The following is a 15418-nucleotide window of genomic DNA, read 5'->3' on the forward strand; positions in this document are numbered from 1 at the left end:
GCCTGGGCGTAGGGGCCACCGGAGCCGATCGCGATCAGGCCGTTCTCCGGCTCCAGCACGTCACCGTTGCCCGAGATCAGCAGCGAGGCGTCCCTGTCGGCCACCGCGAGCATCGCCTCGAGCTTGCCGAAGCGCCGGTCGGTGCGCCATTCCTTGGCCATCTCCACCGCCGCGCGGGTGAGGTTGTTGCCGTGCTTGTCGAGCTTCTGCTCGAACAGCTCGAACAGCGTGAAGGCATCGGCGGTGGCGCCGGCGAAGCCGGCCAGCACGTCGCCCTTGCCGAGCCGGCGGATCTTGCGCGCGTTGGACTTCATCACCGTGTTGCCCAGGGTGACCTGGCCATCGCCGCCCAGCACGACGCGTCCGCCGCGGCGGACCGAGAGGATGGTGGTGGCGTGGAACGATTCCATGCGTGGCTCCGCGAAAGGCTCGAACGCGCATACATGGGGTCGCCCGGCTGGCCTTCAACGCCGCCGGCGGGTCGATCGAGGCAGGGCTTCAGCCCTTGCGCCGGGCGCGCGGGTGGGCGGCGTCGTAGACCTTCGCCAGGTGCTGGAAATCCAGGTGCGTGTAGATCTGCGTCGTGGCGATGTCGGCGTGCCCGAGCAGCTCCTGTACCGCACGCAGGTCGCCGGAGGATTCCAGCATGTGGCTGGCGAAGGTGTGCCGCAGCAGGTGCGGGTGCACGCGCCTGGCGAACCCCTGGGACAGCGCCAGCTGCTTGAGCCGCGCCTGCACCGTGCGCGGGCTGATCGGCGCGCCCGCGCGGCCGCGAAACACCGGCGCGGTGGTCGTCATGCCCTCGGCCTTGCCCAGCGCACGCAATGCCGCCACCGCGTGGCTGCCGACCGGCACGATGCGGGTCTTGGCGCCCTTGCCCAGCACGCGCACCTCGCCCTCGTCGAGGTGGAGGTCGCCCCAGCGCAGGCCGGTCAGTTCCGACAGGCGCAGGCCGGAGGAATAGAACAGTTCCAGCATTGCGCGGTCGCGCAGCCCCAGGGCACCCTCGCCGGCGTTCTCCACCAGTGCCCCGGCCTCGTCCACGTCCAGCACCTGCGGCAGCTTGCGGTGGACTTTCGGACCGCGGACGCCGGCGGCCGGATCCTGTGCCAGCAGGCCCTCGCGGGTGAGCTGGCGGAACAGGCTGCGGCAGGAGGAGAGCAGGCGCTGCAGGCTCTTCGGCGACAGGCCGGCGCGGTGCTGGCTGGCGACGAACGCGCGCATGCGATGCGCGCCCACCGCGGCGAACTCGCCGATGCCCTGGGTGTCCATCCACTCCAGCAACTTGTGCAGGTCGCGCCGGTAGGCCGCGACCGTGTGCGCCGAGGCCTGGCGCTCGCCGGCGAGCCGACCCAGCCAGGCCTCGACCTGTGCGCGTGGCGTGGTGCTCAGGCGAGCTCCTGCGAGCGGGTCAGTGCGGCGCCGACCGTGGCGGCGAGCATCTTCAGGAACAGCGTGCCCATGCCGGGCTGGAAGTGATTCGGGTCGGCACTGCCCATCGCCAGCAGGCCCAGCTCGCCCAGCGGCATCACCGCGGCCGAGTGCACCTCGGGTGCGTGGTCGCCGAACAGGCGATACAGGCGCTCGGCGGACAGCCGTCCGACCAGCGGTTCGTGGTTGCCCTGGAAGCCGGCGAACTCGGTCAGCGCGGCGCGGCCACCCGGCTCGACCACCAGCCACTCGGCCTGCGGCAGGCCATGGGCGTGTCCGAACAGCAGCAACCGCACCTGTTCGATGCGGAAATCGCTCGCCAGCCGGCTGATCACGCTGCGTGCCGCCAGCGCCGGGGTCGCCGCGCGCAGCATGGTCACGTTGAGTTCGTGCACGCGCTGCATCAGCCGCTCGTTCTCGGCGGCGATGGCGATCAGCTCGGCCAGCCGCCGCTCGAGCTCGGCGTTCTTCTCGCGCAGCTGCTGCAGCTGGTACATCGCCAGCGAGGCCACCGGGCCTTCGCTGCGCGGCAGCGTCAGCTGCGCGGCGAGATCCGGGTAGTCGGCCAGGAAGTGCGGATGGCGCTTGAGGTACGCGGCCACCGCGGTGGCGCCGGGAATCTCGTCGAGCAGGGTGTCGGGCATGGAACGACCTAGGGGAACGTCAGGCGGCGGATCGGCCTGCACGGAGTGTGCGACGCCCGCGCCCGCGCATCAATCGCCATGTCGGGCCTGCCCCTCGCCCGGGTCCGGTGACCACACGCCCTCGAAGGCGAACGCCGCCGGCCCGGTCATCCAGAGCGTATGGCCCGGACCGGGCCAGTCGATCTGCAGTCGGCCGCCGGGCAGGTCGACCTGCACGCACGCATCGACCCGGCCACGCTGGCGCAGCACGGCCATGGCGGCGCAGGCGCCGGTGCCACAGGCCCGCGTCCAGCCGCTGCCGCGCTCGTGCACGCGCAGGCGCAGGTGGTCACGGCCGAGGAGCTGCACGAAGCCGGCATTGGCGCCCGCGGGGAAGCGCGGATGCGCGGTCAGTTCCGGACCCAGCCGCGGAAGTGCGGGGTCGGCCAGGTCGTCGACCACCACCACCGCGTGCGGATTGCCCATCGAGACGGCGCCGACCACTACGGTGGCCGCGCCAAGTGCAAGCGGATAGGCCTCGGCCGGGGCGTCGGCGTCGAGCGGGATGCGCGCCGGCTCGAACGCCGGCTCGCCCATCTCCACGGTCACCCGGTGGGCATCGAGCACGCGCACGCCGACCGGGCCGGAAGGGCTTTCGATGCGCACCGGCGTGTCCAGTGCCAGCGCACCGGCACGGTGCAGCCAGGCCGCCACGCAGCGCACGCCGTTGCCGCACTGGCCCGAGGGGCTGCCGTCGGCGTTCCAGATGCCGTAGTAGAACGCGCAGGAGGGGTCGCGCGCGGCTTCGACGCTCAGCAGCTGGTCACAGCCGATGCCGGTGTGGCGGTCGGCCAAGGCGCGGATCTGCGCCGGTCCGAGCGCCAGCGGCGCGGCGCGCGCATCGACGACGACGAAGTCGTTGCCGATCCCGTGCATCTTGGAAAAACGCACGATCGGTCAACCCGGAAGCAGCACGCTCGCGGCCGATGCCGGTGCCGGCGCGGAGGCGGCCGGTGCCACGGTGCTGCCCGGCCGGGCCGGCGGAAACACCAGCGGGCCCTTGTTGCCGCAACCGGCGAGCAGGCCCATGGCCAGCAGCAGGACGGTGCAAAGGAGGGTTCGGCGCATCGGGCTTCCTCGACGGATCGGCGGCTATGATGCGCGCATCATAACGTCGCCGGATTTGACTTCATGGATTGGGCCTCGCTGTTGCAGTTGCCGAGCACCCTGCTGTGGATCCTCGCCGCCCTGGCGCTGCTGTTCGCGCTGGGGCAGCTGGTGGCCTTGAGCCGCCGGCTGCGGGCACGCCGTCCGTTCGCGGCGGTCCTGCGCACGCTGTTCCTGCTGGTCGGGCTGGGCCTGGCGCTGCTGCTCGCCGGCGCCGGCTGGAGCCTGCGCGGCTATCGCCTGCTCGGCGAGGAGGCGCCGGTGGTGACGGTCGACGCGCGCATCCTCTCGCCCCAGCGCTGGGCGCTCACGCTGACCTGGCCCGATGGCCAGCGCCGCGACGTGGGCCTGGCCGGTGACGCCTGGCGGCTCGAGGCACTGGTACTCAAATGGAAACTGCCCGCCGTGCTCGCGGGGCTGCCGCCGCTGTACCGGCTGGATCGCCTGTCCGGCCGCTACGACGACCCGGCCGACGAGATGAACGCGATGCGCACGGTGGTCGACTTCCGCGAGGCCAACGGCTACGACCTGGTCACGCTGGCCCGCGCCCATCCCGACTGGCTGCCGATGGTGGACACCGTCTACGGCAGCGGAGCCTACCTGCCGCTGGTCGACGGAGGCCACTACACGGCGAGCCTGATGCGCACCGGCGCGCTGGTCGCCCGGCCGGACGACCAAACGGCCGAGCGGATCGCGCACCCGCTGTGAGGCTGCCACGCCCCCGCCGTGGCCGGCCCGGGCGCTGAGTTCCGAACCGTTCGCCGCCGGCCTGGCGCGCGGCACCCCGGCCGACGGCTTCGCCACGGGCACCGCAGTCAGGAAGCCGCGCAGTCCTTTTCGTAGCGCCAGGCGTCGGCGCCATCCTCGTAGTAGCCCGCGCAGCTTCCGATCCGCCGGTAGCCGGCCCGCTCGTACAGGGCGATGGCCGCCGCGTTGTCCACCCGCACCTCCAGCCGCACCGCGCGGCAACCGCGCGCGCAGGCGGCGTCTTCGGCGGCCGCCAGCAGGCCCGCGCCGAGACCACGCCCGCGTGCGGCCGCCGCGATGGCGATCGAGTACAGCCGGGCCCGCGCGCTGCCGGCACGGAAGAACACCAGCGCGCTGCCGAGCAGGCCTTCGCCCGGCGCATCGGCGACCAGCACCACGGCCCGGGGGCTGGCGAGGTGGCGACGGTACTGGGCGCGGCTCATGCGGTCGCCACGGAAGGCCTGCCATTCGAGCGTGACCAGGGCATCGAGGTCGGCCGGCGTGGCGGGGCGCACGTGGGCGGCGGGCTGGCATCGGCTCAAGCGTGGAGGTTCCAATGGGCAGGCGTTGCGCAAGATGGGCTCCAGCGCGCCGACGCGCAACGGGTCGGCGCAGGACCATCTTGCATGAAGTTCACGCTGAACCGCCTCTTAGGTGCGCCGCGCGCCACCATTGCGCGCCACCACGCCTATGCCACACTTCGCCAATTGCGCCCTCGTCGCCCCGTTGCGCCGCGCGTCGGCGATCCTTCTTGCGTGTAGCGAGGTGCCATGACCCGCCTGGTGATCGTCGTCGAGAAAGCCTCCGACTGGAGCGCCTACTACCCGTCCGTGGACGTCATGAGCGCAATGGACTACCTGCGCGAACCGGTCGGCGGCGACGACGAACGCACCCACGTGATCAACCTGTGCCGCAGCTACAAGTACCTGGGCACCGGCTACTACGTCTCGCTGCTGGCGGAGGCCCGCGGACACAAGGTGATGCCCTCGGTGCGCACCATCAACGACCTGCGCCGGCGTTCGCTGTACGGCCTGGACATCTCCGACCTCAACAGCAAGCTGACCCATTTCCTGCCCGCCGGCGGGCGCGACACCACCGACTTCGGCATCCTGGTCTACTTCGGCGAGACCGCCTACCCGGCGCTGCAGGACCTGGCCCGGCAGGTGTTCGAGATGTTTCCCTGCCCGCTGCTGCGCATCGAGTTCGAGCGCGAGCGCGTCTGGCAGGTTGCCTCGATCAAGCCGGTCGGCCTGCACACGCTGGACGATGCGCAGGAGGACGCCTTCGCCACGGAGCTGGACCGCTTCTCGCGCAAACTCTGGCGCAAGCCCCGCACGCGCAAGCTGTACCGCTACGACATCGCGATGCTGGTCGACCCCGACGAGGCGATGCCGCCGTCGAACAGGAAGGCATTGAAGAGCTTCATCGCCGCCGGCAAGGAACTGGGCATCGAAGTCGACCCGATCGGCAAGAACGACTACCCGCGGCTGGCCGAGTACGACGGCCTCTTCATCCGCGAGACCACCGCCTCGGACAACCATACCTACCGCTTCGCGCACCGCGCGGAGAAGGAAGGCATGGTGGTGATCGACGATCCGACCTCGATCCTGCGCTGCACCAACAAGATATTCCTCAACGACCTGATGGTCTCGCGCAAACTCGCCGTGCCGCGCACCGAGATCCTCTACCGGGACAACGCCAAGGCGTGGAAGGACACTGCCGCCAAGCTGGGCTTCCCGCTGGTGCTGAAGATCCCGGACGGTTCGTTCTCGCGCGGGGTGGTCAAGGTCGAGAATGCCGACGCGCTGGAGAAGGCCGCCGGCGAACTGTTCTCGCACAGCGCCCTGTTGCTGGCGCAGGAATTCGTCTACACCGAATTCGACTGGCGCATCGGCGTGCTCAACCGCGAGCCGCTGTACGCCTGCAAGTACTACATGTCGCGGGGGCACTGGCAGATCTACAACCACGGCGCCAAGGGCACCGCCAAATCCGGCGGCTTCCAGACCGTGCCGGTGCGCGACGCGCCCGCCGAGGTGGTCAAGCTGGCGCTCAAGGCGACCCAGGCGATCGGCGATGGCCTGTACGGCGTGGACCTCAAGCAGGTCGGCAGCAAACCGGTGGTGATCGAGGTCAACGACAACCCGTCGATCGACGCCGGCGTCGAGGACGCCTACCTCGGCGCGGACCTCTACCGCCGCATCATGCAGGAGTTCCTGCGTCGCATGGAGCACAAGCGGCTGGGTATCGGCCGCTGATGGCGCGAGCCTTGCGGGAGCCTCCCGGGGCGCGACCGCAGCTCCGCCTCCGCAGTCGCGCCTGAGGGCGCCCTACAAGGTGCTGGGAGCCGGCGCGCGCTGGGCGAGCAGCACCGCGGGCACCTGCGAGGGCGGCAGCGGCGGCACGAACAGGAAGCCCTGCCCGATCTCGCAGCCGGCCTCGCGCAGCCAGGCCGCCTGCGCCTCGGTCTCGATGCCCTCGGCCACGGTGCTCAGACGCAGCTTGCGTGCCAGCGCGATGATCGCCTCGGTGATGTCGCGGTCGGCGGGGTTGCGCTCGGCGCCCTGCACGAAGCTCTGGTCGATCTTGATCGTCCGCGTGGGCAGCTGGCGCAGGTGGCTGAGGCTCGAAAAGCCGGTGCCGAAATCATCGATCGCCATGCGGAAGCCCAACATCTCCAGCTCGCGCAACTGGCGCAAGGTGTGTTCGGCGTTCTTCATCGCCGCCGACTCGGTGATCTCGAACTCGATCAGGCTCGGATGCAGCCCGAATTCGCGCAGCGTGCCGAGCAGGCCAGCGACGAAGTGGTCGTCCTGGATCTCCTGCAGTGACACGTTGATGGCCACCGGCACCAGCGGCAGGCCACGTGCGCGCCACTGCGCCAGCTGGCGCGCCACCTGGCGCAGCACCACGCGCCCGAGCTTGCCGATCAGCCCACTGCCTTCGGCCAGCGGCACGAAGTGGATCGGCAACAACAGGCCGCGCTGCGGATGCGGCCAGCGCACCAGCGCCTCCATCCCGACCACCCGCCGGCTGTCCAGCGCCACCTTCGGCTGGTAGTGGACGACGATCTCCTCGCGCTGCAACGCGTCGCGCAACTCGGCCGACAGCAGCAGGCGGTCGCGCGCCTGCTCGCTCATGCGCGGCTGGTAGAAGCAGTAGCCGGCCTTGCCGTGTTCCTTGGCGCTGTACATGGCGAGGTCGGCGTGACGCAGCAGGCTCGGCGCATCCCCGCCGTCGCGCGGGAACATCGCCACGCCGATGCTGGGCGTGGCGCTCACGCTGTGGCCGGCCACGGTCACCGGCCGGCTGACCAGGCTGAGGATCTTCTGGCAGATCGCGCGCAGGTTCGCCTCGCTGCGGAAGCGCTCCAGTACCACCACGAATTCGTCGCCGCCGAAGCGCGCGACGGTGTCGCGACTGCGCACGCTGGCGCGCAGTGCGTCGGCCACCGAGCGCAGGAACTCATCTCCCACTTCATGGCCGAGCGTGTCGTTGATCGACTTGAAGCCGTCGAGGTCGACGAACATCACCGCGACTTCGAAGCGCTCCTCGCTCGCCAGCGGCAACAGCCGGTCGAGCAGGTCGAGGACGTTGGCGCGGTTGGGCAGGGCGGTCAGCTCGTCGTGGTAGGCCAGCCAGCTCAGCGCGTCGCGCGCCTGGCCGAGCTCGCGCGAGATGGCCTCGGTGTGGCGCTGCAGTTGCCGGTGCGCCAGGCTCACCCCCAGCGTCAGCAGCAGCAACAGGCCCGAAACCAGGCTGACGGCCAGGCCCAGGCCCAGGCCATGCAGGCCGGTGTCGGCCTGCAGGCTCACCGCGCCGGGCGCGAACCGGATCGCGGCCATGCCCAGGTAGTGCACGCCCGTGGCGGTGCCGCCCAGCAACGCGGCAGCCAACAGGCGCAGCCACCAGCGGCGGCGTCGCTCGCTGCGCCAGATGACGCTGTGCAGTCGGATCGCCGCCGTCGAGCCGAGCAGCGCCAGCAACAGCGAGGCGACGGTCCAGGGCAGCCGCCAGGCGATCGCCGGGCGCATGTGCAAGGCCGCCACGCCCAGGTAGTGCATGGCGGCCATGCCCAAGCCCAGCACGCAGCCGGCGAGGATGGCGCCGTTGCGCGTCGGGCGCCGCGCCAGCAGCCACAGCGTGGCACCGGTGGCCAGCACCACCGGCACCGCCGACAATGCGGTCTGCCGGCTGTCGTAGCCCAGCGGCATCGGCACCTGCAGGGCGAGCATGCCGATGAAGTGCATGGCCCAAACGCCCGAACCCATCGCCAGCGCACCGAACCCGGTCCACAGCACGGCGGCCGGTCCTCGCAGGCGGGCGATGCGACCGATCACGCTGAAGGCGACGTACGCATCGAGCGCGGCCAGGGCGAGCGAAAGCGTCACCAGCCACGGGTTGTAACTGACCGCCATCATGCTTCGGTTTGCGCCCCCCTGCCGGACGCCAACGCGTCGAGAAACGATCGCGCGTTGTAGCACAACGGCAAGCCCCGGGGCGGGCCCAGGCCTGCCTTGGGCTGAACGTTCAGCCTGCCGGCAGCACCAGTGCCAGCCGCCGCAGGCGCAGGCCACCCAGCACGCACAGCGGTGCGAGCAGCAACCAGAACAGCGGCGCCCAGCCGAACGCCTCGGTATGCGCCGGCACCGGCGTCAGTGCGAGCACGAACGCACCGAGCAGCCACCACAGGCCGGCACCGGCAGCCAGCTGGAAGGTGAAGGCCTGGGAACGGGAAACGGGCATGGCGAGCCTCCGGAAGGGGTAGTGCCCCATGCTGTGAGGCGACCATCTCAGCGGCTGCGACGGCCCCAGCGCGCATCCTAGAATGCGCGAACCCAACGGCCACAGGACCCCTCATGCCGCACGGCAGCGCATTTCCCGCCCGCTACGCGGTGTTCGGGCATCCGATCGGTCACTCGCTGTCGCCGGCCATCCACCGGATGTTCGGTGAGCAGTGCGGGATCGCGCTGGACTACGTGGCCATCGACGCGACGCCCGCGGCCTTCGCCGATGCCGTGCGCCATTTCCTGGCCGGTGGCCACGGCGCCAACGTGAGCCTGCCGCACAAGGCCGCCGCCTGCGCCCTGGCCGACGAGCGCAGCGCGGCCGCCAGCCGCGCCGGCAGCGCCAACGTGCTGACACGCCTGCCCGCCGGTCGCCTTGCCGCGCACAACACCGACGGCAGCGGTCTGGTGCGCGACCTCACCGGGCGTCAGCACTGTCCCCTGCACGGCCGCCGCGTGCTGCTGCTGGGCGCCGGCGGCGCGGCGCGCGGGGTGGCCTGGGACCTGCTCGATGCCGGCGTGGACCAGCTGACCATCGTCAACCGCACCGCCGACAGCGCCGTTGCCCTGGCCGGCGCCCTCGGGGCGACGCGGGCACGCGCGCGCCACTGGCAGGACCTGGCCGGACTGGGCAGCTTCGACCTGATCGTGCACGCCACCTCGGCCGGTGTGCTGGGCCAGCCGCTGCCGCTGCCGCCGGGCCTGGCCAATCCGCAGACGATCGGCTACGACCTGTCCTACGGACGTGCCGCGCAAAGCTTCCTCGACTGGGCCCGGGGCGCCGGCGCGAAGGCGGCCTGCGACGGCCTGGGCATGCTGGTGGAACAGGCCGCCGATGCCTTCGCGCTGTGGCACGGCCGCCGGCCGGACACCGACCCGGTCTACGCCCAGCTCCGCGGGAGCGCGGCCTGACATCCACCTGTCGCCGCGGTTGCGGCGCCTGCTGCATCGCGGCCGTCGGTCAGCCCGCCGATGCCCGGCACGCGGCAAGGACCGCGCGCAGGCGCTGGCCTGGCCGGAAGCGCTGGAGCGTGCAACCGCCGCCTGACGTCCGCAGGTCACGCCGCTGCAACCTGTCGCCGCTACCGTGCGCAGCGCCGTGCCGATCGCGGTGCCATGGGCGATGCCTGCATGTCCGTTTCCTTCGCGCCGCCGCGCCGCCGATGGGCGGTCGCCGCTACCGTGCTGGCGCTGCTGCTGGTGACGCTGGTCCTAAATCGCCGGGCGCCGGCGCTCGCCCCGCCCGACGACGCCGCCAGCGGCCGCGGGATCCTGCTCGGACTGGCGCAGGCTGCCGAGCGCGACCATCGCCTGCTCGCGCCGGCCGGAAGCAACGCCTACGAGTTCTACCTGAGCGTGCTCGGCCTGGAGCCGGATGATGCGGCCACCCGCGAAGCCCTGCAGCGGTTGTTCCCCGCGGGCACGCGCGTGGTCGAGCAGTCGATCGACGACGGCGAGCTGGACGAGGCCGAGCGCGAACTGCGCCTGCTGCGCGACTTCGACGCCGACAACTACCTGCTCGCCCTGCTGGCCGGCAAGCTCGCCGCGGAGCGGCAGCTGGCGGTGCGCCGGCACGAGGCGCGCGCGGCCATCCTGCGGGCGCAGCTGGCGCGCCCGGCCGTTCAGCCGGCCAGGTAGTCGTCCTTCAGGCGCACGTAGTGCGCGGCCGAGTAGCGCAGCTGTTCGACCTGCCGGTCGCTGAGCAGGCGCACGCACCGCGCCGGGTTGCCCAGCCACAGCTCCCGCTCGCCGACCACCTTGCCTGGCGCAATCACCGCGCCGGCGCCGACGAAGCCGTACCTCTGCACGATCGCGCCGTCGAGCACGGTCGCGTGCATGCCGATCAGGCAGTAATCGCCGAGGGTGCAGGCATGCACCACGGCGGCGTGGCCGATCGTCACGCCCTCGCCGATCAGGCAGGGAAAGCCCGGGCCGTAGGGACCTTCATGGCTGACGTGGACGATGGTGCCGTCCTGGATGTTGCTCCGGGCGCCGACGCGGATGTGGTGCACGTCGCCGCGCAGCACCACGCCGGGCCACACCGAGACATCATCGCCCAGCACGACGTCGCCGATCACGCTGGCGGCGGGGTCGACGTACACGCGCTGGCCCAGCGTGGGCGCAATGCCCTTGTAGCTACGCAGATTGTTCATCCGCGGGATTGTAAGTGAGCACGCAGCGGTGGCGCCGGCTTGAATTCGCCCAGCCCGGTCGCCACGCTGGAACGATCCCAAGGAGTTTTTCATGGACCAGACCAACCCGCTGCTCGCCGACCAGCCGTTGCCCGCCTTCTCGCAGATCAGGCCCGAGCACGTGGAGCCGGCGATCGACGCCATCCTGGCCGGCTACCGCGCCGGTATCGAGGCGCTGACCGCGCCGGATGCGCCGAAGGACTTCGCCACCGTGATGCTGACCCAGGAGCGGCTCGAACAGCGCCTGGCGCATGCCTGGGCGCCGGTCGGGCACCTGCATGCGGTGGCCGACAGCGAGGCCCTGCGCGCGGTGTACGGACCGGCCGAGGAAAAGCTCACCGAGCACGCCATCGAGCTGGGCCAGAACCGCGCGCTGTATGCCGCCGTGCAGGCGCTGGCCGATGCGCCGACGTTCGACGACCTGCCGCGTCCCGAGCGTGCCCTGGTCGAGCACGCGCTGCGCGATTTCCGGCTGTCCGGCGTCGCGCTGGAGGAGCCGGCGCGCTCGCGCTACCGCGAGATCGGCGTGACCCTGTCGCGGCTGTCGACCGAATTCGCCAACGCCGTGCTCGACGCGACCGAGGCCTGGCACGAGCACATCACCGACGAGCGCGACCTGGCCGGTGTGCCGGAGTCGGCCCGGGGCGTGCTGCGCCGCTATGCCGCCGAGCAGGACCTGGAAGGGTTCCTGGTCACCTTGAAGCAACCGAGCGTGCAGGCGGTGCTGACCTATGCAGACAACCGCGCGTTGCGCGAGCGGGTCTACTGGGCCTACCAGACCCGTGCCTCCGACCAGGGCCCGGACGCGGGCAGATTCGACAACAGCGAGCGCATCGAGCAGATCCTGAAGCTGCGCCACGAGGCCGCGCAGCTGCTTGGCTTCGCCAACGCCGCGGAGGAATCGCTCGCCACCAAGATGGCCGGCTCGCCCACCGAGGTGATGGAGTTCCTGCACGACCTGGCCGCGCGCGCCCGGCCCGTCGCGCAGCAGGAGCTGGATGAACTGCGCGCCTGGGCGCAGGCGGAGCTCGGGCTGGACAACCTCGAACCCTGGGACGTCGCCTACGCCTCGGAGAAGCTGCGCCAGCAGCGCTATGCGCTGGACGAGGAACAACTCAAGCCGTACTTCCCTCTGCCGGCGGTCATCGAGGGGCTGTTCGCGCTCACCGGCAGGCTCTACGGCATCACCCTCAGCCCCCGCGACAACGTCGACGTCTGGCATCCGGACGTGCGCTACTACGACGTGCGCGATGCCGAGGGCCGCGTGTTCGCCGGCGCCTACGTCGATCTCTACGCGCGCAACGGCAAGCGCGGCGGCGCCTGGATGGACGTCTGCCGCGCACGTTTCGACGATGCCGCACAGCACCAGTTGCCGATCGCCTTCCTAACCTGCAACTTCGCCCCGCCCACCGAGGGCCGGCCGGCGCTGCTCAAGCACGACGACGTGCTGACGCTGTTCCACGAATTCGGCCACGGCCTGCACCACCTGCTGACCGAGATCGCGCTGCCGTCGATCGGCGGCATCGACGGCGTCGAATGGGACGCGGTCGAGCTGCCCAGCCAGTTCATGGAGAACTTCGGCTGGAATCGCGAGGCGCTGGACCTGTTCGCGCGCCACTGGCAGACCGGCGAGCGGCTGCCCGACGAGCTCTACCAGCGCATGCTTGACGCGCGGCATTACCACGCCGGCCTGTTCCTGGTGCGTCAGCTCGAGTTCGCGCTGTTCGACTTCCTGCTGCACCTGGAATACGACCCGGTCCGCGGCGCGCGCACGATGGAGGTGCTGGAGGAAGTGCGCAACCAGGTCGCGGTGCTGCATCCGCCGGCGTGGCAGCGCTTCCCGCATGCTTTCACGCACATCTTCTCGGGTGGCTACGCGGCCGGCTATTACAGCTACCTGTGGGCGGAACTGCTCTCGGCCGATGCGTTCGGCGCGTTCGAGGCGCTCACCGAGCACGGCGGCAGCGTGATCGACCGTGCCACCGGCGAGCGCTTCCGCCGCGAGATCCTCGCCGTCGGCGCCAGCCGCCCCGCACTGGAGAGCTTCATCGCCTTCCGCGGCCGCAAGCCCGAACCCGAGGCGCTGCTGCGCAGCCACGGCCTGGCGTGAGACTCCGGGCCCGGCGCGCCGGCAGGCTGCCCCCGCGAGCCGGTTCCGGCGGCGACCGAACGTAATTCGCGGCTGGTACGGTCCTGACCGGCGCGAGGCCTGCCGCGCGAGTCCCCGGACACCGCCGGCCCCTTCATGCCGTGTGAATGCGGGTATCGCGACGATCCGGGGCCTGTCCAGGCTGACTGGGACCGACATGGGATTTCTCGGATGGATGGCGGCGGTCGGCGGACTGCTGCTGTTGATGTCACTGGCGACCGGTTGGATCAGGCCATTGCCGGTCACCCACTTCGCGCTGTATCTGGCGGTCGGCGCCGCCGTCGGGCCGTGGGGACTGGACCTGCTCAACGTCGACTTCCTGCGCGACGCGGCGTGGATGGAGCGCCTGACCGAAGTGGCGCTGATCATCTCGCTGTTCGTCGGCGGGCTGAAGCTGCGCGTGCCCCTGGACGCTGGCCCGGCGGCCATGGCCCGGCGGTTGGCCTTTCCGGCCATGTTCCTCGGCATCGCCGGCATGACGCTCGCGGCGCGGCTGCTGCTCGGGCTGGACTGGCCGGTCGCGCTGATCCTGGCGGCGATGCTGGCGCCCACCGATCCGGTGCTGGCCAGCGTGATTGCCGTGGACAATGCCGCCGACCGCGACGGGCTGCGCGTGGCGTTGTCCGGCGAGGCGGGCATGAACGACGGCAGCGCGATGCCGTTCCTGCTGCTCGGCCTGACGCTGCTGGCCACGCCATGGTCGTGGGGCCTGTTCGGCCATTGGGCGTTGCTGGAGCTGGTCTGGGGCGTGGTGGGTGGCCTGGGGATCGGCTTTGCGATGGGCTGGGGGATTGGCTGGCTGAGCACCCGCCTGATGCTGATCCAGCGCGACCCGGGCCCGAGCGCCCTGCTGACCCTCGGGTTGATCGCGCTGACCTACGCGGCCGCCCAGAGCGTCGGCGCGCTCGGCTTCCTGGCCGCCTTTGCCGCCGGCGCCGGCATGCGCATGGTCGAGGTCGGCGTGGTCCGCGAGCATCCGCACCCGCGCCTGCGCCGTCGCGAGCGCGATGAACCGTTGCCGGCCGAGTTCGTGGCCGGGCCGCCGGTGGTCGGCCGGGAAGACCGCGGCGAACCGGTGCAGGCCGTCGGCCGGCTGATGAGCGACGCGCTGGTCTTCGGCGACACCATGGAGCACCTGCTCGCACCCTTGCTTGTCCTGCTGCTGGGCATCGCGGTGGCGCGGCATTGGGACATCGATGGCGTGGGCATGGCGGCGGTGCTGTTCTTCGTGGTGCGCCCGCTGGCCGTGTGGCTGGTCACCCTGGGCAGTGGCTGGCCCTGGCAGCGGCGGTTGATGGTCGGTTGGCTGGGCATTCGCGGCATCGGCGGCATCAACTATCTGTGCTACGCGATCACCCACGGCGTGGCTGGAGCCCAGGCCGGACACCTGGCCGGCATCGTCGTCACCGTGACCGCGCTGAGTACGGTGGTGCACGGCTTCAGCGCACAGCCCCTGCTGGCCTGGCGCCGCCGCCGCGCCGGACGGGGGTGACACCGGGCCGCGGGCACGAGCCCCTCGGGCTGGCTGCATCCATCCCCTACAATGCGCCGATGAAAATCGCCTCCTGGAACGTGAACTCGCTGAAGGTGCGCCTGCCGCAGCTGACCCAGTGGATGGCCGAGGCGCAGCCGGACATCGTGGCGCTGCAGGAGACCAAGCTGGAGGACAGCAAGTTTCCGGTCGACGAGCTTGCCGCCGCCGGCTACCGCGCGGTGTTCTCCGGCCAGAAGACCTACAACGGGGTAGCGGTCCTCGCCCGCGGGCACGCGCCCACCGACGTGGTCACCGACATCCCCGGGCTGGACGATCCGCAGCGGCGCATCCTGGCCGCCACCGTCGGCGACCTTCGCGTGATCGACCTGTACGTGGTCAACGGCAAGGCGGTGGGCGACCCGAAGTACGACTACAAGCTCGACTGGCTGGCCAAGGTGCGCGAGTTCATCGCGCGCGAGCACGAGCGCTACCCGAACCTGGTCGTGCTGGGCGACTTCAACATCGCGCCGGACGACCGCGACGTGCACGACCCGGTCGCCTGGCGCGACTCGGTGCTGTGCTCGGTGCCCGAGCGCGAGGCGCTCCATGCGATCACCGGCCTGGGTCTGCACGACAGCTTCCGTCTGTTCGAACAGGACGCCGGTCACCACAGCTGGTGGGATTACCGGCAAGGTGCCTTCCGCCGCAACCTGGGGTTGCGCATCGACCTGATCCTGCTCGGCGATGCGCTGAAGGGCACCGCGCGCGCGGCCGCCATCGACCGCGTGCCGCGCAAGTGGGAACGGCCGTCCGATCACACCCCGGTGACGCTCGATCTGGATATCTGAGGA

The 15418-nt window shown here is 71.1% G+C and carries 16 protein-coding genes; 7 read left to right on the plus strand and 9 right to left on the minus strand.

Annotated elements, in window-relative coordinates; genetic code table 11:
- The 5 genes from hslV to lptM all read right to left on the minus strand — a co-directional run.
- Positions 1-410: ATP-dependent protease subunit HslV (hslV, locus tag VFH59_RS12010; RefSeq protein WP_325165139.1), on the minus strand; the 410-nt coding region annotated here is incomplete at its 3' end.
- Between the two features lie 88 nt (positions 411-498).
- Positions 499-1392: a tyrosine recombinase XerC gene (gene xerC / locus VFH59_RS12015; RefSeq protein ID WP_325165173.1), complete on the minus strand. Its 894-nt coding sequence runs from the start codon at positions 1390-1392 to the stop codon at positions 499-501.
- On the minus strand, positions 1389-2075 hold the full coding sequence (locus VFH59_RS12020; protein ID WP_325165140.1) for a DUF484 family protein: 687 nt from the start codon (positions 2073-2075) through the stop codon (positions 1389-1391). The genes xerC and VFH59_RS12020 overlap by 4 nt, the downstream gene beginning before the upstream one ends.
- 69 nt (positions 2076-2144) lie before the next feature.
- Positions 2145-2990: a diaminopimelate epimerase gene (gene dapF, locus VFH59_RS12025; RefSeq protein WP_325165174.1), complete on the minus strand. Its 846-nt coding sequence runs from the start codon at positions 2988-2990 to the stop codon at positions 2145-2147.
- A 21-nt stretch (positions 2991-3011) separates the two neighbouring features.
- Positions 3012-3182: an LPS translocon maturation chaperone LptM gene (lptM, locus tag VFH59_RS12030; protein ID WP_325165141.1), complete on the minus strand. Its 171-nt coding sequence runs from the start codon at positions 3180-3182 to the stop codon at positions 3012-3014.
- Positions 3183-3245: 63 nt separating this feature from the next.
- On the opposite strand from lptM, the gene VFH59_RS12035 reads away from it, so the two are divergent.
- On the plus strand, positions 3246-3929 hold the full coding sequence (locus VFH59_RS12035; protein ID WP_325165142.1) for a hypothetical protein: 684 nt from the start codon (positions 3246-3248) through the stop codon (positions 3927-3929).
- A 107-nt stretch (positions 3930-4036) separates the two neighbouring features.
- Here VFH59_RS12035 and VFH59_RS12040 read toward each other — a convergent pair whose 3' ends face one another.
- Positions 4037-4510: a GNAT family N-acetyltransferase gene (locus VFH59_RS12040; protein WP_325165143.1), complete on the minus strand. Its 474-nt coding sequence runs from the start codon at positions 4508-4510 to the stop codon at positions 4037-4039.
- Positions 4511-4738: 228 nt separating this feature from the next.
- Between VFH59_RS12040 and VFH59_RS12045 the strand changes: the two genes are divergently transcribed.
- Positions 4739-6223, plus strand: coding sequence for a RimK family protein (locus VFH59_RS12045; RefSeq protein ID WP_325165144.1), 1485 nt, complete (start codon positions 4739-4741; stop codon positions 6221-6223).
- Positions 6224-6295: 72 nt separating this feature from the next.
- On the opposite strand, the gene VFH59_RS12050 is transcribed toward VFH59_RS12045, so the two are convergent.
- Together VFH59_RS12050 and VFH59_RS12055 are read right to left on the minus strand one after the other, a co-directional pair.
- A complete protein-coding gene (locus VFH59_RS12050) occupies positions 6296-8386 on the minus strand; it encodes a putative bifunctional diguanylate cyclase/phosphodiesterase (RefSeq protein ID WP_325165145.1) in 2091 nt (696 codons plus the stop codon).
- A gap of 109 nt (positions 8387-8495) precedes the next feature.
- Positions 8496-8711: a hypothetical protein gene (locus VFH59_RS12055; RefSeq protein WP_325165146.1), complete on the minus strand. Its 216-nt coding sequence runs from the start codon at positions 8709-8711 to the stop codon at positions 8496-8498.
- Positions 8712-8824: 113 nt separating this feature from the next.
- Here VFH59_RS12055 and aroE point away from each other — a divergent pair, with 113 nt between their 5' ends.
- The gene (gene aroE / locus VFH59_RS12060; protein ID WP_325165147.1) at positions 8825-9664 is read left to right on the plus strand and encodes a shikimate dehydrogenase; all 840 of its coding nucleotides are present in this window, start codon (positions 8825-8827) and stop codon (positions 9662-9664) included.
- Positions 9665-9883: 219 nt separating this feature from the next.
- Positions 9884-10390, plus strand: a complete 507-nt coding sequence (locus VFH59_RS12065; protein ID WP_325165148.1) for an energy transducer TonB — start codon at positions 9884-9886, stop codon at positions 10388-10390.
- Here VFH59_RS12065 and VFH59_RS12070 read toward each other — a convergent pair.
- Entirely contained in the window at positions 10375-10905 is a 531-nt protein-coding gene (locus tag VFH59_RS12070) for a gamma carbonic anhydrase family protein (RefSeq protein ID WP_325165149.1), read from the minus strand. The two genes, VFH59_RS12065 and VFH59_RS12070, sit on opposite strands and share 16 nt — an antisense overlap.
- Positions 10906-10996: 91 nt before the next feature.
- Between VFH59_RS12070 and VFH59_RS12075 the strand changes: the two genes are divergently transcribed.
- The 3 genes from VFH59_RS12075 to xth all read left to right on the plus strand — a co-directional run bounded on the left by VFH59_RS12075 (position 10997) and on the right by xth (position 15415).
- A complete protein-coding gene (locus VFH59_RS12075) occupies positions 10997-13054 on the plus strand; it encodes a M3 family metallopeptidase (protein WP_325165150.1) in 2058 nt (685 codons plus the stop codon).
- A 196-nt stretch (positions 13055-13250) separates the two neighbouring features.
- Complete coding sequence (locus VFH59_RS12080) at positions 13251-14585, plus strand: cation:proton antiporter (protein ID WP_325165151.1); 1335 nt, start codon at positions 13251-13253, stop codon at positions 14583-14585.
- A gap of 59 nt (positions 14586-14644) precedes the next feature.
- A complete protein-coding gene (gene xth / locus VFH59_RS12085; RefSeq protein ID WP_325165152.1) occupies positions 14645-15415 on the plus strand; it encodes an exodeoxyribonuclease III in 771 nt (256 codons plus the stop codon).
- Positions 15416-15418: the final 3 nt, after the last annotated feature.

Source organism: Frateuria sp. (genome assembly GCF_035695185.1).
GTDB lineage: Bacteria > Pseudomonadota > Gammaproteobacteria > Xanthomonadales > Rhodanobacteraceae > Frateuria_A.